The sequence below is a fragment of the Pseudomonas sp. KB_12 genome, assembly GCF_052114545.1.
Classification (GTDB): domain Bacteria; phylum Pseudomonadota; class Gammaproteobacteria; order Pseudomonadales; family Pseudomonadaceae; genus Aquipseudomonas; species Aquipseudomonas brassicacearum.
In genome coordinates, this window is the sequence record NZ_JBFREY010000011.1 from 52,018 (window position 1) to 68,656 (window position 16,639).

A 16,639-nucleotide genomic window follows, 5' to 3' on the forward strand; every position below is an offset into this window, starting at 1 on the left:
ATGAAGTTCGAAGGCACCAGCACCTACGTGGCCACCGATGACCTGAAACTGGCCGTGAACGCCGCCATCACCCTGGAGCGGCCATTGCTGGTCAAGGGCGAACCGGGCACCGGCAAGACCATGCTGGCCGAACAACTGGCCGAGTCCTTTGGCGCGCGTCTGATCACTTGGCACATCAAGTCCACCACCAAGGCCCACCAGGGCCTGTATGAGTACGATGCGGTCAGCCGCCTGCGGGACTCGCAGTTGGGCGTGGACAAGGTCCACGACGTGCGCAACTACCTGAAGAAGGGCAAGCTCTGGGAAGCGTTCGAGTCCGAGGAGCGGGTGATCCTGCTGATCGACGAAATCGACAAGGCCGACATCGAGTTCCCCAACGACCTGCTGCAGGAACTCGACAAGATGGAGTTCTACGTCTACGAGACCGACGAAACCATCAAGGCCAAGAAACGGCCGATCATCATCATTACCTCCAACAACGAAAAGGAACTGCCGGACGCGTTCCTGCGCCGCTGCTTCTTCCACTACATCGCCTTCCCCGACCGCGTCACCCTGCAGAAAATCGTCGATGTGCATTACCCGGACATCAAGAAGGACCTGGTCAGCGAAGCGCTGGACGTGTTCTTCGACGTGCGCAAGGTGCCAGGCCTGAAGAAAAAGCCTTCCACCTCCGAACTGGTGGACTGGCTCAAGCTGCTGATGGCCGACAACATCGGCGAAGCGGTACTGCGCGAACGTGATCCGACCAAGGCCATCCCGCCGCTGGCCGGCGCCCTGGTCAAGAACGAACAGGACGTGCAATTGCTCGAGCGCCTGGCGTTCATGAGCCGTCGCGGCACTCGCTGATCCTCTTCGTCTAACAAGAGCGAGGGCGATTGCCATGCTGCTTAACCTGTTCAATGAGATGCGCGCCGCCAAGGTGCCCGTGTCGGTGCGCGAACTGCTGGACCTGATCAACGCGCTGAAACAGCGGGTGATCTTCGCCGACATGGACGAGTTCTATTACTTGTCCCGGGCGATCCTGGTGAAGGACGAACGGCATTTCGACAAGTTCGACCGGGCGTTCGCCGCCTACTTCAACGGCCTGGAGAAACTCGACGATCACCTCCAGGCGCTGATTCCCGAAGACTGGCTGCGCAAGGAATTCGAGCGTTCGCTGACCGACGAAGAGCGAGCGCAGATCCAATCCCTCGGTGGCCTGGACAAGCTGATCGAAGAATTCAAGAAACGCCTGGAAGAACAGAAGGAACGCCATGCCGGCGGCAACAAGTGGATCGGCACCGGCGGGACCAGCCCGTTCGGCTCCGGCGGCTTCAACCCCGAAGGCATCCGGGTCGGCGACGCCGGCAAGCGCCAGGGCAAGGCTGTGAAGGTCTGGGACCAGCGCGAGTACAAGAACCTCGACGACCAAGTGGAATTGGGCACCCGCAACATCAAGATCGCCCTGCGCCGCCTGCGCAAGTTCGCTCGCCAGGGTGCGGCCGAAGAGCTGGACATCGACGGCACCATCGACCACACCGCCCGCGACGCCGGCCTTTTGAACATCCAGATGCGCCCGGAACGACGCAACACCGTCAAGTTGTTGCTGCTGTTCGACATCGGTGGTTCGATGGATGCTCACGTGAAAATCTGCGAAGAGCTGTTCTCGGCCTGCAAGACCGAGTTCAAGCACCTGGAGTATTTCTACTTCCACAACTTCGTCTACGAATCGGTGTGGAAAAACAACCTGCGCCGCACTTCGGAACGCACCTCGACCCAGGACTTGCTGCACAAGTACGGCGCCGACTACAAAGTGATCTTCATCGGCGATGCCGCCATGGCGCCCTATGAAATCACCCAGGCCGGCGGCAGCGTCGAACATTGGAACGAAGAAGCCGGTTATGTGTGGATGCAGCGCTTCATGGAGAAGTACAAGAAGCTCATCTGGATCAATCCGTACCCCAAGGACACCTGGGGCTATACCGCCTCGACCAATATCGTGCGCGAATTGGTGGAAGACCGGATGTACCCGCTGACCTTGCGAGGGTTGGAGGAAGGGATGCGGTTTCTTTCCAAGTGATCTTTGGTGCCCTTTGGGGCCTCATCGCGAGCAAGCTCGCTCCCACAGGGGATCTCATGTGTGACGAAGATCCAGTGTGGGAGCGAGCTTGCTCGCGATGCTTCTAGCCTTTCAAAAACACCTGCAGGCACTCAACCTGCTGCCGATGCGCAACCTCCTGCACCACTGGCCGCAACCGCACCTGCGCCCCCGGCAGGCATTGCGCCAACCGGGCCAGGGCCAACGGGGTCAAGGCGCCCAGGCGTGGATAGCCACCGATGGTTTGCCGGTCGTTGAGTAGCACAATCGGTTGGCCATCCGGCGGCACCTGCACGGCACCGAGCGGAATGCCCTCGGAAATCATCGCCGGCCCCTGATACTCCAACGCCGTGCCCAGCAAACGGATGCCCATGCGATCGGCGCGACTGTCCAGCGTCCACGGGGTGTTGAACGCATCGAACAGGCTCCGTCCACTGAACGCACCGTTCTGCGCCCCCAGGATCAAGTCCAGCGGCTGCGCTGGCTGGAAGTCCGGAATCCGCGTGTGCGGCATGGGCCGAGGCGTCGCCGCGCCTGAATAGCTCAGGTGCTCGCCACGACTCAGCGCCCGCCCTCGCCCATCCAGGCCACCGAGCTCCTCACGTACCACCGTCGCCCGGCTGCCCAGCACCGCAGGCGCATTGAAGCCGCCGGGGGCTGCCAGGTAGGCCCGGGCACCGAGCACGGGCTGGGTGAGCGCCAGCACCTGGCCCTTGCGCAAGCTGAAGAAGCGCCATGACGCCACCCCCTGGCCGTCTATCCGTGCGCCCAGGTCCGCCCCGGCCAGCGCCAGCACGCAATCCTCTTCGGCCACCACGGTGAAACCGCCGAGGGTAATCTCCACCACTGCGGCCCCCAGGGCATTGCCGAGCATCCAGTTGGCCCAGGCCATCGACAACCAGTCCGCCGCTCCACCCTGGGTCACGCCCAGATGCCTCACGCCGAAACGGCCGGCGTCCTGCAACAGGCACAGCGGGGTGCTGGCCTCGATCAACAACCGGCTCATGCCTGGGCCTCCAACGGTGTGTCGTCGCCACCCAGCGCGATGAATTCGGCATGGTCCACGGCGGCAAAACGCACCGTGTCCCCCGGCTGCATCAGGCTGTAGCCGTCGCGCTCGCGATCAAACAGTTTGGTCGGGGTGCGACCGATCAGGTTCCAGCCACCGGGCGATACCACCGGATACGCCGCAGTCTGGCGCTCGGCAATGCCGACACTGCCCGCCGCCACTCGCTTGCGCGGCGTGTCGAGGCGCGGTGCGGCCAGTTCCTCGTCCACCAGCCCCATGAAGGCGAAGCCGGGGGCGAAGCCCAGGGCAAACACCTGGTACTCGCGTTCGCTGTGGCGGCGGATCACCTGGGCGACCGTCAGCCCGCTGCGGCTCGCCAGCAGCTCCAGCTCCGGCCCGACACGGAGGTCGTACCACACCGGCAGCACGTGGCATTGGCCGGCGGACCGGGCATCCGGTGAAAGGTTATTCAACGCCTCGTCGATCAAGTCACGAGCCTGCACCGGGTTCAGGGCGAGCAAATCGTAGTGCACCATCAACGTGGTATAGGACGGCACCAGGTCAATCAGATGCTCGGCAAACACCGCTCGCAGGCGCTCGCTGGCGGCGAGTATCCAGGGCATGTTGGCCTCGGCGATCTCATCGAACAGGCGCACCATCAAGCAGTCCACCGCCACCACTTCCAAGCGTGGTCTCATGGCGCACTCTGCCGGTCCAGGGCTTCGCGGATGCGTTGCACGGCCGCCACGGAGCTGGCGTTGTCGCCGTGTACGCACAAGGTGTTGGCCATAAGGTGCAAGGCGCTGCCGTCACTGGCAGTCAACACATCGCCGCGGGCGATGGTCAGGGCCTGCCCGATAATCACCTCGGGATCGTGGTGCACCGCACCCGGCGCTTGCCGCGAAACCAGGCGACCGGCACTGTCGTAGGCGCGGTCGGCAAAGGCTTCGAACCACAAGGTCAGGCCGTATTCGTCGCCCAGGGCCTGGGCGGCGCTGTTGTCCCGGGTCGCCATGAGCATCAACGGCAATTGCCGATCATAGGCCGCGACGGCCTGGATCACCGCACGCAGTTGCGCCGGATTGGCCATCATGTCGTTGTACATCGCGCCGTGGGGTTTGACGTAACTGACCCGTGCGCCTTGCGCCCGGCAGATGCCGTCGAGGGCGCCGATCTGGTAATGCAGCAAGTCCTGCAATTCCTGGGCACCGTAGGCCATGGAACGCCGGCCGAAGCCCGCCAGGTCCTGATAGGCCGGGTGCGCGCCGATCCGCACGCCATGGCTCAGGGCCAGGCTGACGGTCTTGCGCATGATGCTCGGGTCGCCGGCATGAAAGCCGCAGGCGATGTTGGCGCAATCGATGAAGGGCATCACCTCGGCGTCCAGACCCATGGTCCAGCTGCCGAAGCTTTCGCCAATGTCGCAGTTCAATAGCAGGCGGCTCACGGTGAACGCTCCTGTAGGTTCTTTCTTCGTTTAACTGTGGGACATGTGCCCGCAGGTTATCAGTTACTCAGCTTCCAACTGCTTGCCTTGGGTTTCCGGCAGGCTCAACGCCGCGAGGATCACCACGCCATAAGACACCGCCGCAAAGGCACCGATACCCACGCTCAACGGCACTTTCTGGCTCAGCAGGCCGATCAATAGCGGGAACGTTGCCGCCAACGCGCGACCGATGTTGTAACAAAAACCCTGGCCCGAACCCCGAATGCGAGTCGGGAACAGCTCGGTGAGGAACGAGCCCATGCCGCTGAACATGCCCGAAGCGAAGAACCCCAGGGGAAAGCCCAGCCAGAGCATCACGTTATTGCTCACGTGCAGTTGGGTATACAGCAGCACGATGGTGAAGGAGCCAACGGCGTACAGGACGAAATTCTTTTTCCGACCCAGGATATCCGACAGGTACGCGCTGATGACGTAACCGATGTAGGAACCGACGATCACCATCGCCAGGTAGCCACCGGTGCTCAACACGCTCAAGCCCCGCTCATTCTTGAGGAACGTTGGCAGCCAGGAGGTGATGGCGTAGTAACCGCCCAAGGCACCGGTGGTCAGCAACGAGGCACGAAGGGTGGTGAAGAGTATGCCGGGGGCGAAGATCTCGTAGAACTTCGCCGGGTTGCTTGGCGTTTGCCGAGCCTTGGCCTGGCTATAGACTTCCGGGTCCTTGACCAGGCGCCGGACGAATATCACGAATATCGCCGGGACAATGCCCAGGATAAACAAGGCGCGCCAGGCGTCTTCCGGCGGCAGCACCGAGAACAGCAGCGCATACAGGATCGCCGTCATGCCCCAGCCCAGCGCCCACCCGGACTGCACCATGCCCACGGCCTTGCCGCGGTCCTTGGCGCGGATCACCTCGCCCATCAACACCGCGCCGGCAGTCCACTCGCCGCCGAAGCCAAAGCCCATCAGTGTGCGGGAGATCAACAGTTGTTCGTAATTCTGGGCAAAGCCGCACAGGAAGGTGAAGAAAGCGAACCACAGCACCGTCAGTTGCAGGGTGCGCACCCGACCGATGCGGTCCGAGAGAATGCCCGCCACCCAGCCGCCAATGGCCGAAGCGATCAAGGTACTGGTGTGAATCAGGCCTGCCTGTCCGGTGGTGATGCCCCACATCGCGATCAGGGTCGGCACCACGAAACTGAGCATCTGCGTGTCCATGCCGTCCAGGGCGTAGCCGATCTTGCAGCTCCAGAAGGTGCGACGTTCCTGCTGGTTGATGTTGCGATACCAGTCAAATGGGCCGGAACGGGCCTGGGGTTGGGGGACGCCGAGCGTGTCGGGTGCACTCATGGTGGTTCTCCGCAGTTTTATTGTTGTAAGTCTCGACGACGCTGACGTGGAGACCGATGCGTCGATTCTTGAGCGCGCGGCCGATCCCGTCCAACGAATAAAACCTTGGCTGGGTCATAAGAAAAACTTGATTGGGCAGAACATCGCCAGCAAAGGCGGACCGCTTTGGTGGCGAGGGAGCTTGGGTGGGAGCAAGGCTTGTCCGCGACACAGGCGACTCAGTTCTGTCGGTCAGATCAAGCTGAAGCTATCGCGGGCAAGCTCACCACAGAGCCTCGCAGCGGTGTCAGAGCCCGCGCAGGTCGCGCTCTTCAATCGGCCGACCCTGGCGCAGGCGCTTGCCGCCCAGCACCACCCAGTCGATCAGGCGGAACAGGCATTCCAGGCCGAACGACAGCAACATCGCGCCGCTGATGCCCCAGACCATGGCCTCGGGGGTCAACAGGATCTGGTAGCTGTAGCCGTTCCAGGTTTCCTTGCGGATGTCCGGATCGGCGGCCAGCGCCACTTGCAGCAAGCGGATGTACCACGGGCCTTGCATCGCCTGGAACTGCTTGTCCAAGGCCTGCTGGCGCACGAGCAAGGTGTTCAGGCTGTCGGCGTCGCTGCGAAAGATCGGGTCTTCGCTGGCGCGGTAATGGGCCACCAGGGCTTGCATGTCGCCCTTGAAGAACTGGTTGGCGGTGCCCTGGAACCCTTGCAAGCCGGTCTGTGCCTCGATCAGGTGTGCCTCGACCCGCTTGGCGTAATCATTGATGAAGCCCGGCACCTGGACCCCAACCAACAGGCCCACCGCGAACAACACCAGCCGTAGATAACTGAGCAACATAACGTGACGTCCTTATTCGGTCCGGCCGTGGCTGACACATTCGCCGCGTCGCCACAGGCTCCATTGGCCCGGTTCGTAGCGGGTCCAGGTTTCGTTTTCGGTCAACGGTTCGGTGGCGATCACCGTCACCACGTCGTTGGGCGTGGTTTCAGCCTGGAAATCGACAATCACATCCACATCCTTGAGCCGCGCCGGGCCGAACGGCGCGCGACGGGTGATCTGGGCCAGTTTGGTCGAGCAATAGCAGAACAGCCAGTCGCCATCGCTGAGCAAGCAGTTGAACACGCCTTTGCTGCGGTATTCGGCGCAGGCCTCGATCAGCGCCGGTAGCAATTGTTCCACCTCCACCGGTTCGGGGAAGGCCTGGCGCACGCGGTTGAGCAGATCGCAGAAGGCCGCTTCGCTGTCGGTATCGCCCACCGGGCGGTAGAAGCTCACGCCCGGCTGGAAATCGGCGAGTTGGCCGTTGTGGGCAAAACACCAGTTGCGGCCCCACAACTCACGCACGAACGGGTGCGTATTGGACAAGCAGACCTTGCCCACGTTGGCCTGGCGAATGTGCCCGATCACCACTTCGCTCTTGATCGGATAGCGCTGCACCAGGTTCGCCACTTCCGATTCGCTGCTGGCGGCCGGGTCCTGGAACAGGCGCAGGCCACGGCCTTCATAGAAGGCGATGCCCCAACCGTCCCGGTGCGGCCCGGTCTTGCCTCCGCGCTGCATCAGCCCGGTGAAGCTGAACACGATGTCGGTCGGCACATTGGCGCTCATGCCCAATAACTCACACATGCTCGAACTCTCGCTTCAAGGGGCAGGCCCGGTTACAGGCGCGGTTCGATACGCGAACGCTGGGGGTTGCTCGGCACGGGCGGGCGACCGTAACGGTCATCACCGGCCACGCCAAATGGCGGCTCGTCCTCCGGCTCATCGGCCGCGGCGGCGGCTTTTGCGGCGGCGGCCCGTTCCTTGCGAGCGTTGGCGGCCCGCTCGATGGGGAAGCGGATCAGCACCAAAATGAAGTAGAGGCCGAAGGCGATCATGCCGTACATGAGCAGATCGGAAGCCGCCCGCCAGACGTTGTTGCCGACTTTGAACAGCACGTCCAGGGCAACAATGGCCAGGGCCGGGGCGACCTTGTCCTTCACCGGATCAACGATGGTCGGGCAAAACAGCAACACCGCCAGCAGCAACCGCAGCGGTTCGCGCAACCAGCGCCACATCCAGCGGGTCATGCGCATCCACACCAACAGGCAGCCCAGGGCGGCGAAGGCGTAGAGGCCCCAGGCGATCAGATAGTCATTCTCGGTCATGGTGTCCATGGCAAGGCAGGCAAAGAGACGCTTATAGTAACGGCTTTTCGCTCGTCAGGCTGCCCCGGCATCTGGCGAATGGCCTGTGTGGTTGATTCTGTCCAGGCCATGTGTCCCTTTTCGTACAACGTTCGAGAGCCTTTCATGTCCCTATCTGCCCACGTTTCCAACGCCCCGATTGCCCGCAGGGACGCCGGTGTTGATCCATACGCCTGGCTGCAGGAACGCGACACCGACGCCGTGCTCGACTACCTCAAGGCCGAAAACAGCTACCAGGAGGCGCAACTCGCCGACCAGGCCGAACTGCGCGAAACCCTGTTCCAGGAGATCAAGGGGCGGATTCTCGAGACCGACTTGTCACTGCCCTCGCCCTGGGGCCCGTACCTGTACTACACCCGTACCACAGCCGGTGACGAATACCCGCGTCACTACCGCTGCCCGCGTCCGGCCGATGACAGCCTGAGCGTGGATGAAAGCCGTGAACAACTGCTGCTGGACCCGAACGTGCTGGCCGGCGGTGGCTTCTTTTCCCTGGGCGCCTTCAGCATCAGCCCCGACCACCAGCGCCTGGCCTACAGCCTGGACACCACGGGCGATGAGATCTACACCCTGTTCGTGAAGGAATTGTCCAACGACAAGGTCAGCGAACTGTCCTTCACCGATTGCGACGGCAGCATGACCTGGGCCAACGACAGCCTGACGCTGTTTTTTGGCGAGTTGGACGACACTCATCGCCCCCACAAACTCTGGCGCTATCGCCTGGATGGCACGGCCGCCGAAGAAGTGTTCCATGAGCCAGACGGGCGTTTTTTCCTGCATTGCTACCGTTCCAGCTCAGAAAAGCAGTTGATCCTGTCCCTGGGCAGCAAGACCACCAGTGAAATCTGGGTGCTGGACGCCGCGCACCCGCAGCGCCCCTTTACCTGCCTGGCGCCCCGCGTGGAAAACCATGAATACGACGTCGACCACGGCCTGCTCGATGGCCAATGGACCTGGTTGATCCGCAGCAACCGTGACGGGATCAATTTCGCGTTGTACCAGGCCGCCGACACCGGCGTGGCGCCGACCGAGGCCGACTGGCAGAACCTTATCCCCCACAGCGACACGGTGATGATCGACGGCCTGAGCCTGAACGCCGGGGCCATGACCTTGAGCCTGCGCGAAGGCGGCCTGCCCATCATCGAGGTACACCCGCAAGGCTTGCCGGCCTATCGGGTGCAACTGCCGGATGCGGCCTACAGCCTGCATGTGCAGAACAGCCTGGAATTCGTCAGCGATCGCATCCGCCTGCGCTACGAGGCCCTGAACCGTCCCGCGCAGATCCGCCAGTTGGACCTGGCCAGCGGCGCACAGGTCGTGCTCAAGCAAACCCCGGTGCTGGGGCCGTTCGATGCCGATGCCTACGTCAGCCAGCGGCTCTGGGCGACGGCACCGGACGGCACCCAGGTGCCCATCAGCCTGGTGGTCAAGCGCGAAGCCCTCGGCCAGCCGGTACCGCTGTACCTGTACGGCTACGGTGCCTATGGCGAGAGCCTCGACCCGTGGTTTTCCCATGCGCGGCTGAGCCTGCTCGACCGCGGCGTGGCGTTTGCCATCGCCCATGTGCGCGGCGGCGGTGAGCTGGGGGAAGCCTGGTATCGCGCCGGCAAGCAGGAACACAAGCACAACACGTTCAGCGACTTCATCGCCTGCGCCGAACATTTGATCAGCAACGGTTTCACCACCGCCGAGCAACTGGCAATCAGCGGCGGCAGCGCCGGTGGCCTGCTAATCGGTGCGGTGCTCAATCAACGCCCGGAGCTGTTCAAGGTTGCGATTGCCGAGGTGCCGTTCGTCGACGTGCTCAACACCATGCTCGACCCGGACTTGCCGCTGACCGTCACCGAATACGACGAATGGGGCAACCCAGAGGAGCCGGACGTTTATGATCGGATCCGAGCCTACGCCCCGTACGAAAACGTCAGCGCCCAGGCCTACCCGGCGCTGCTGGCGATCGCCGGTTACAACGACAGCCGCGTGCAGTACTGGGAAGCGGCCAAGTGGGTGGCGAAATTGCGGGCCACCAAAACCGACGACAACCCCCTGCTGCTCAAGACCGAACTGGGCGCCGGCCATGGCGGAATGAGCGGGCGCTACCAGGGATTGCGTGACGTAGCGCTCGAATATGCATTTGTCTTGAAGGTTTTGGGGGTGGTCTGAGGAACTCTGGGGGATGGCCGGGTCTTAGCTCCATGCGCCGGGCCCAGATAAACCCCAGTCCAATGTAGGAGCAAGACTTTGTGGGAGCAAGGCTTGCCCGCGATACAGGCGACTCAGTTCTGTCTGTCAGATCAAGCTGATGCCATCGCGGGCAAGCCTTGCTCCCACAAGAGTCTGTCCCAGAGGTCTGCTTACACCCGGGCCAAACTGAACCTGCAACAAACACAAGAAAAAGACCGTGCCAACATGTCAGAACCGACCTTACTGAACAAAGAAATCCGCGACTGGTTGATGGACTGCGGTCTGTTCGACCAGTTGCTGCCTGTCGACTTCGCCGCGGCGTCGGGCTATTTCAGCATCAGCGCCATCGCCGAGGGCGAAGCGATTTTCCGCGAGGGTGATGCCGGCAGCTTCATGTGCATCATCCACACCGGCCAGGTGGCCGTGCAGAAAACCGGCCCCGACGGCCAACCCGTGACCATCGCCACGCTGCGCAGCGGCCGGGCATTCGGCGAAATGGCCGTGCTCGACGGCGAACGGCGCTCGGCCAGTTGCATCGCTGCCAGCAATTGCCAGTTGCTGAACCTGGGCAAGGACTCCCTGGAAAAAATGCTCAACGACGCCCCCAAGATCGCCGCCAAGATCATCCGCGCCCTCGCCGTCTCCCTGTCCAAGCGCCTGCGCATGGCCGATGGGCAGTTGTTGTCGCAGCAGGTCTGATCGCAACCATTAAATCTAGCTGGAGTTTCCCTGTGGGAGCGAGCTTGCTCGCGATAGCGGTCTCTGCGGCAACATCAATGCTGACTGACCCGACGCCATCGCGAGCAAGCTCGCTCCCACAGGGTTTCGTTATCCTACCCCCCCGGCGACTTGGCCTTCACAGGCTTGGGTTCCATGCCCGGTATCGGCTGGTCCTTGGGTGGCTTGGGCATTTCGATCGGTGGCAGCAAGGGCGGCCCGCCGCTTCCGGGGCCAGCCTTGGGCACCCCGTTGGGCGTGACCGGCGGATAGGGCATGGGAGTGGCGGTGCCAGGCGCCCCGGGGATGCTGGGCGGGTTGACCGGAATCGTCGGTTGTTGAGCCTGGGCGCAACTTATTGAGAGCGCCGCCAGGGCAATGGCCGTTAGAATGATGCACTTCATCAATGGCTCCGTGGCTATTGTCTGCTTTAAGGCTAGTCGTTACCGCGCGGTTTGCCCTCCTACGAGATTTCCATGAAACGTTTCGTTCTGCTCGACACCACACCCATCCCTGATAACGGCGGTGCCCTGTGCCTGTTCGAGTACGGCGAAGACTTCGTCATCAAGATCCAGGGCGGTGACGGCGGGCAGTTGATGAACACCCGCATGCACGGTTCCGAAGATGCCCTGGCAGAGATTCCTTGCCGCAAGGTCGCCGGTCGTCCCGGCTCGCGCGTGCTGATCGGCGGCCTCGGCATGGGCTTCACCCTCGCCTCGGCCCTCAAGCACCTGGGCAAGACCGCCGAAGTGGTGGTGGCCGAACTCGTGCCCGGCGTGGTGGAGTGGAACCGTGGCCCCCTGGGTGAAAAGGCCGGGCGACCGTTGTCGGACCCGCGCACAGTCATCCGCATGGAAGACGTGGCCAAGGTGCTGCAAGCCGAACCCCAGGGTTTCGACGCGATCATGCTCGATGTCGACAACGGCCCGGAAGGCCTGACCCAGAAAGCCAACAGTTGGCTGTATTCGGCGGGAGGCCTGGCCGCCTGCGCCAAGGCCCTGCGGCCCAAAGGCGTGCTGGCGGTGTGGTCGGCCAGCGCTGACCGGCAGTTTTCCGACAAGCTGAAGAAGGCCGGCTTCAAGGCCGAAGAGGTGCAAGTGTTCGCCCATGGCAACAAAGGCACCCGCCACACCATCTGGATTGCCGAGAAGCTCAAGGGCTGAGCTAAACTCTGTCCAACCGTCATCAGTCTTTTTCTACAAAGGTGAACCCATGAGTTCGTCAACGCCACCGTCCAACACCGCCAAGCTGGACCGCATCCTCGCCGATGCCCAGCGCGACCGGGAGATGGGCTACCGCGACAAAGCCCTGAAAATGTACCCCCATGTCTGTGGCCGCTGCGCCCGTGAGTTTTCCGGCAAGCGCCTGAGCGAACTGACCGTTCACCACCGCGACCACAACCACGACAACAACCCGCAGGACGGTTCCAACTGGGAACTGCTGTGCCTGTACTGCCACGACAACGAACACTCGCGCTACACCGACCAGCAATACTTCGGCGACGGCTCCCTGAGCACCCCGAAAATCGCCAAGGCGACCCACAACCCCTTCGCCGCACTGGCCGGGTTGATGAAGAAGGACGAGTAATCGTCATCACCAAAAAATCTTTACAGACTGCAAGGCCGTCATCGCGAGCAAGCTCGCTCCCACATTGGATTTTCGGCGTTCACAAAATCTGTGGGAGCGAGCTTGCTCGCGATGGCGATCAACAAACACCACACATCTCGAAACTGACCACCCTCCCCCATTCCCCGTATAATCGCGCCTTTTCCCCAAAGGCACCCCGCCCGTGGCCAACAAACGCTATAGCTGCATCGGTCTGTTCAACCCCAAGTCACCGGAAAACGTCGGTTCGGTCATGCGTGCCGCCGGCTGCTACGGCGTGGCGTCGGTGTTCTACACCGGCAAGCGCTATGAGCGTGCCGCCGACTTCGTCACCGACACCAAGAAAGTCCACTACGACATCCCGCTGATCGGTATCGACGACCTGAAGAAAATCCTGCCCCTGGGCTGTGTGCCGGTGGCCGTGGAGCTGGTGGAAGGCGCTCGCCCACTGCCCGAATACACCCACCCCGACCGGGCGCTGTACATTTTTGGCCCGGAAGACGGTTCACTGGACAAGGACATTCGCGATTGGTGCGAGGACGTGGTGTACATCCCCACCACCGGCTGCATGAACCTGGCCGCCACCGTCAACGTCGTGCTGTATGACCGCATGGCCAAAGGCAACAACACCCGTTCGGGGCCGCAATTCCGCTGATCGGTGCAACATTCGATTGAACAAGGCAATCGCTCGGGCAGTCAGTTTTATACCAATCCCCACACTGGAGACAGATCATGAGCGATAACAATCCGTTCGAGCCGATTGAGACCACCCCTTTCCAATCCCATCCGCCGCAAAACGTGCAGGGTTGGGAACGCATTGGCTCACTGGCCGGCGGTGTGCTGATGATGGGCAAGGGTTTGCGCCGTGGCGGTGTGGTCGGCCTGGCTCAACTGGCGATCGGCGGCATGGCGCTGGCGCGGGGGATCACTGGGCATTGCTCGGCCAAGGCCTTGTTGGAAAAGAATCGGCAGAACCTCAGCAACGCCCGCGCCCGCATCGAACAGGCCGGCGATGAGCTGAGCCGCCTGAAGGCCAATGCCGAGGCGGCGACTGGCACGGCTACGGTGACGGGGAATGATTCGTTGGATTCGCCCAAGGTTGGGCTCTGATTTTTGCAGTGCCGCTGATGGCCTCATCGCGGGCAAGCCTTGCTCCCACAGATACGATGCAACACCTGTGGGAGCAAGGCTTGCCCGCGATAGCGATATTACTGAAGTAACTTGGTATCCAGCACAGTAGAAGCCCCACCCAGGACGCTCTCACTGAGCTGCACAAACTCCTTGGTATCCACTGTCTCCAGCCGCATCGCCCCCTGCAATACATCATCCAGCGAACGCTTGTTGCGGGTTTTCAGGCGAATCTCGCGGTCCAGTTCCTGCAATAGCAACACCGCCTTGGCCACCGCCGCGGGGCTGATCTGTTCGCCGCGCAGGGTGGTGACGCCCTTGCTGTCGCGGGCGAGCCGGTCATTGAGGGTCTGATAACGCTCATCGCTCAGGCCACCAGCGCGGCGCAGCAGTTCGATGGCGTAGTACTCGGTCAGCCCCTCGCTGATCCAGTCACTGCGATCATGATCATTGACCCGGGCCAGCGCCTGCACCAACTCCCGCAACAACGGGCTACTGCCCCGCTCGCTGACCAGCGGCGGACGGCTGTGCAGGTAGATCGAGTCGTGACCGGCCTGGGCGCCACGCCACAGCGGATCGCCAGCGCCGACAATCAGCAACTTGGCCGGATGGCGCGGCACCAGCGCTTGTACCTGCGGCCAGACGAACGTCAGCAGCGTCAGCACATCCATCCGGCGCATGCCCTGGCCCTGGGGCGAGGCCACCGTCACCTCGGTTTCGCCCAGGCGGGTGCGGCGGCTGCCCAGTTTGCCGGCGAGCATCCAGCCCGTGGGGCGGTCGAACAGGCGCGAGGGGTTGTCGATGCGAAAGCGTTGCTTGCCGATGCGCGGCCAGGGCGTCTCGATGCTTTTCCAGCCATTAGGCAATTCAACTTCAAGACGGGCCACCAGTTCGACGCCGTCCTGCTGGTCGAGCTTGGCCGACGGCACCAGGTCGTCGCCGCGCAGCAACGCCCAAGTCGGGGTCATGCGGGTTTCGAAGGTGGCGTTCTTGCGCGTATGGCTGATGCGCACGCGGTAGCTCAGGCTGGCCTTGTCGGCTGCCGGCCGCCAGACACCTCGCGCCTCTTTGCCGGGGGTGAGTTGCCATTGGCCGTCGGCCTTGAAATCGCTGTAGCGACTGCCGTCGCCGAGGTCGAAATCCAGGCTGCGCACCGCCGAACCCCGGGCCAGGGTCAGGGTCAGGCGCACCTCGGCCTGATCGCTCTGGGGCAACAGGTGCACGTGATAATCCAGATCGACTTTCTGCGCCGCCCACAGCGGCCCGCACATCGCCAGCAGCCCGGCGGCCAGCACCCGTTTCAATCCTGCAGCCATGGGTTCTCCCTGGGGCGCGCCGCCCGACGGCTCAGCCGGCGCGGAAAATCAGATGATCTTCCCAATCGTCTTCCGGCACGCTGCCTTCGGCCAGCATACGCCCGGACTGGGAAATGCGTTCGTGGTGCACGGCATCGCGATCACCGCAGACCAGGTGGTGCCACAACGGCAAGTCCTTGCCCTCGCTGACCAGCCGATAACCGCAGGTCGGCGGCAGCCATTTGAACTCATCGGCCTTGCCCGGCGTGAGCTGGATGCAGTCGGGGACAAAGTCGCGGCGGTTGGGATAGTCGGTGCACTGGCAGGTTTTCAGGTCCAGCAGTTTGCAGGCGATGCGCGTGTAGTAGACGCTATTGTCGTCTTCGTCTTCGAGTTTTTGCAGGCAGCACAGGCCACAGCCGTCGCACAGCGATTCCCATTCCTGCAGATCGAGCTGATCGAGGGTTTTGCGTTTCCAGAACGGTTCGACTTTGGCGGCCATGGCTCAAGCATCAACATCAAGTGGTGAAAAGGCCGACAGTCTAGTGCCCGGGCCCCTTCAGGCCAAGCATTGGCGACTGTCGGTAGGCAGGGACTTGTCAGGCCGGGCGGCGGGACGTAGGTTGTTTCATCGACTTTCCAAACCCCAATCAGGTAAGCCCATGAGTGCCAACCCCCGCATTGCCGATTACGCGATTCACCCTCAATTCATCGAACGCTGGTCGCCCCGTGCCTTTACCGGCGAGACCATTGCCGAAGAAACCCTGCTGGGCTTCTTCGAAGCTGCACGCTGGGCGCCGTCGGCGTACAACTCCCAGCCGTGGCGTTTCCTGTATGCGCGCCGCGACACGCCGAATTGGGAGCGTTTCCTGGGCCTGCTCAATGAATTCAACCGCGGCTGGGCCCAACACGCCTCGGCACTGGTGATCGTTATTTCGAAAACCACCTTCGCCGTGCCCGGCGCCACCGAAGAAACCCCAGCGCAGAGCCACACCTTCGATACGGGTGCGGCCTGGGGCCACCTGGCGCTGCAAGCCAGCCTCAGCGGCTGGCACACCCACGGCATGGCCGGGTTCGACCAGGAGTTGACCCGCAAGGAACTGAAGATCCCGGAAGGCTACGCCCTGCACGCCGCCGTGGCGATTGGCAAGCTGGGGGACAAATCGACACTGGCCGAGTACCTCCAGGCCCGCGAAACCCCAAGCTCGCGCCGGCCGTTGAGCGAACTGGTGGCAGAAGGCGACTTCAGCCTGTAACCCCATTTTATGGCCGTTGGAGACCCACTGTGGGAGCGAGCTTGCTCGCGATGGCGGTGTATCAGTCGGCATCGATGTAGCTGATCTGACGCTATCGCGAGCAAGCTCGCTCCCACAGTTTGATCTGTGGCGAACGCACTTCTTGTGCCCGCTGGAGACCCACTGTGGGAGCGAGCCTGCTCGCGATGGCGGTGTCTCAGTCGGCATCGATGTAGCTGACCTGACGCTATCGCGAGCAAGCTCGCCCCCACAGTTTGATCTGTGGCGAACGCATTTCTTGTGCCCGCTGGAGACCCACTCTGGGAGCGAGCTTGCTCGCGATGGCGGTGTCTCAGTCGGCATCGATGCAGCTGACCTGGCGCTATCGCGAGCAAGCTCGCTCCCACAGTTTGATAG

At 62.6% G+C, this 16,639-nt stretch carries 19 protein-coding genes; 9 read left to right on the top strand and 10 right to left on the bottom strand.

The window, feature by feature from the left end; all coding sequences use genetic code 11:
• Both AB4Z20_RS11285 and AB4Z20_RS11290 read left to right on the top strand, forming a co-directional pair.
• The gene (locus AB4Z20_RS11285) at window positions 1–846 is read left to right on the top strand and encodes an AAA family ATPase (protein WP_258690551.1); all 846 of its coding nucleotides are present in this window, start codon (window positions 1–3) and stop codon (window positions 844–846) included.
• 34 nt (window positions 847–880) lie between these two features.
• Window positions 881–2,059 (top strand): vWA domain-containing protein, encoded by a 1,179-nt coding sequence (locus AB4Z20_RS11290; protein WP_003198888.1) that lies wholly within the window; start codon window positions 881–883, stop codon window positions 2,057–2,059.
• A 103-nt stretch (window positions 2,060–2,162) separates the two neighbouring features.
• On the opposite strand, the gene AB4Z20_RS11295 is transcribed toward AB4Z20_RS11290, so the two are convergent.
• The 7 genes from AB4Z20_RS11295 to AB4Z20_RS11325 all read right to left on the bottom strand — a co-directional run bounded on the left by AB4Z20_RS11295 (window position 2,163) and on the right by AB4Z20_RS11325 (window position 8,031).
• Window positions 2,163–3,083: a biotin-dependent carboxyltransferase family protein gene (locus tag AB4Z20_RS11295; protein WP_253472281.1), complete on the bottom strand. Its 921-nt coding sequence runs from the start codon at window positions 3,081–3,083 to the stop codon at window positions 2,163–2,165.
• Window positions 3,080–3,784, bottom strand: coding sequence for a 5-oxoprolinase subunit PxpB (gene pxpB, locus AB4Z20_RS11300; RefSeq protein WP_253472279.1), 705 nt, complete (start codon window positions 3,782–3,784; stop codon window positions 3,080–3,082). The genes AB4Z20_RS11295 and pxpB overlap by 4 nt, the downstream gene beginning before the upstream one ends.
• Entirely contained in the window at window positions 3,781–4,533 is a 753-nt protein-coding gene (locus AB4Z20_RS11305) for a 5-oxoprolinase subunit PxpA (protein ID WP_258690549.1), read from the bottom strand. The genes pxpB and AB4Z20_RS11305 overlap by 4 nt, the downstream gene beginning before the upstream one ends.
• A 63-nt stretch (window positions 4,534–4,596) precedes the next feature.
• On the bottom strand, window positions 4,597–5,883 hold the full coding sequence (locus AB4Z20_RS11310; protein WP_253472275.1) for an MFS transporter: 1,287 nt from the start codon (window positions 5,881–5,883) through the stop codon (window positions 4,597–4,599).
• Window positions 5,884–6,169: 286 nt separating this feature from the next.
• Complete coding sequence (locus AB4Z20_RS11315) at window positions 6,170–6,712, bottom strand: DUF2937 family protein (protein ID WP_018607553.1); 543 nt, start codon at window positions 6,710–6,712, stop codon at window positions 6,170–6,172.
• Between the two features lie 12 nt (window positions 6,713–6,724).
• The gene (locus AB4Z20_RS11320) at window positions 6,725–7,501 is read right to left on the bottom strand and encodes a class II glutamine amidotransferase (protein WP_014337068.1); all 777 of its coding nucleotides are present in this window, start codon (window positions 7,499–7,501) and stop codon (window positions 6,725–6,727) included.
• A gap of 32 nt (window positions 7,502–7,533) precedes the next feature.
• A complete protein-coding gene (locus tag AB4Z20_RS11325; RefSeq protein ID WP_214512060.1) occupies window positions 7,534–8,031 on the bottom strand; it encodes an MFS transporter in 498 nt (165 codons plus the stop codon).
• A 135-nt stretch (window positions 8,032–8,166) separates the two neighbouring features.
• Here AB4Z20_RS11325 and AB4Z20_RS11330 point away from each other — a divergent pair, with 135 nt between their 5' ends.
• Both AB4Z20_RS11330 and AB4Z20_RS11335 read left to right on the top strand, forming a co-directional pair.
• Window positions 8,167–10,221 (top strand): S9 family peptidase, encoded by a 2,055-nt coding sequence (locus tag AB4Z20_RS11330; protein WP_253472273.1) that lies wholly within the window; start codon window positions 8,167–8,169, stop codon window positions 10,219–10,221.
• A gap of 246 nt (window positions 10,222–10,467) precedes the next feature.
• Window positions 10,468–10,941, top strand: coding sequence for a cyclic nucleotide-binding domain-containing protein (locus tag AB4Z20_RS11335; RefSeq protein WP_003184242.1), 474 nt, complete (start codon window positions 10,468–10,470; stop codon window positions 10,939–10,941).
• 134 nt (window positions 10,942–11,075) lie between these two features.
• On the opposite strand, the gene AB4Z20_RS11340 is transcribed toward AB4Z20_RS11335, so the two are convergent.
• A complete protein-coding gene (locus AB4Z20_RS11340) occupies window positions 11,076–11,363 on the bottom strand; it encodes a hypothetical protein (protein ID WP_253472271.1) in 288 nt (95 codons plus the stop codon).
• Window positions 11,364–11,435: 72 nt separating this feature from the next.
• Here AB4Z20_RS11340 and AB4Z20_RS11345 point away from each other — a divergent pair, with 72 nt between their 5' ends.
• The 4 genes from AB4Z20_RS11345 to AB4Z20_RS11360 all read left to right on the top strand — a co-directional run bounded on the left by AB4Z20_RS11345 (window position 11,436) and on the right by AB4Z20_RS11360 (window position 13,674).
• Window positions 11,436–12,122 carry a spermidine synthase gene (locus tag AB4Z20_RS11345; RefSeq protein WP_003184244.1) on the top strand — a complete coding sequence of 229 codons (687 nt, stop codon included), beginning with the start codon at window positions 11,436–11,438 and terminating at the stop codon, window positions 12,120–12,122.
• A gap of 49 nt (window positions 12,123–12,171) precedes the next feature.
• Window positions 12,172–12,546 (top strand): YajD family HNH nuclease, encoded by a 375-nt coding sequence (locus AB4Z20_RS11350; protein WP_003184246.1) that lies wholly within the window; start codon window positions 12,172–12,174, stop codon window positions 12,544–12,546.
• A gap of 202 nt (window positions 12,547–12,748) precedes the next feature.
• Entirely contained in the window at window positions 12,749–13,219 is a 471-nt protein-coding gene (locus tag AB4Z20_RS11355) for an RNA methyltransferase (RefSeq protein ID WP_003198862.1), read from the top strand.
• 77 nt (window positions 13,220–13,296) lie between these two features.
• The gene (locus AB4Z20_RS11360) at window positions 13,297–13,674 is read left to right on the top strand and encodes a YgaP family membrane protein (protein ID WP_258690548.1); all 378 of its coding nucleotides are present in this window, start codon (window positions 13,297–13,299) and stop codon (window positions 13,672–13,674) included.
• Window positions 13,675–13,772: 98 nt separating this feature from the next.
• On the opposite strand, the gene AB4Z20_RS11365 is transcribed toward AB4Z20_RS11360, so the two are convergent.
• Together AB4Z20_RS11365 and AB4Z20_RS11370 are read right to left on the bottom strand one after the other, a co-directional pair.
• A complete protein-coding gene (locus AB4Z20_RS11365) occupies window positions 13,773–15,008 on the bottom strand; it encodes a hypothetical protein (protein WP_442089892.1) in 1,236 nt (411 codons plus the stop codon).
• Window positions 15,009–15,039: 31 nt separating this feature from the next.
• Complete coding sequence (locus AB4Z20_RS11370; RefSeq protein ID WP_018607524.1) at window positions 15,040–15,489, bottom strand: YcgN family cysteine cluster protein; 450 nt, start codon at window positions 15,487–15,489, stop codon at window positions 15,040–15,042.
• A gap of 160 nt (window positions 15,490–15,649) precedes the next feature.
• Between AB4Z20_RS11370 and AB4Z20_RS11375 the strand changes: the two genes are divergently transcribed.
• Window positions 15,650–16,243 carry a nitroreductase family protein gene (locus AB4Z20_RS11375; protein ID WP_442089893.1) on the top strand — a complete coding sequence of 198 codons (594 nt, stop codon included), beginning with the start codon at window positions 15,650–15,652 and terminating at the stop codon, window positions 16,241–16,243.
• Window positions 16,244–16,639: the final 396 nt, after the last annotated feature.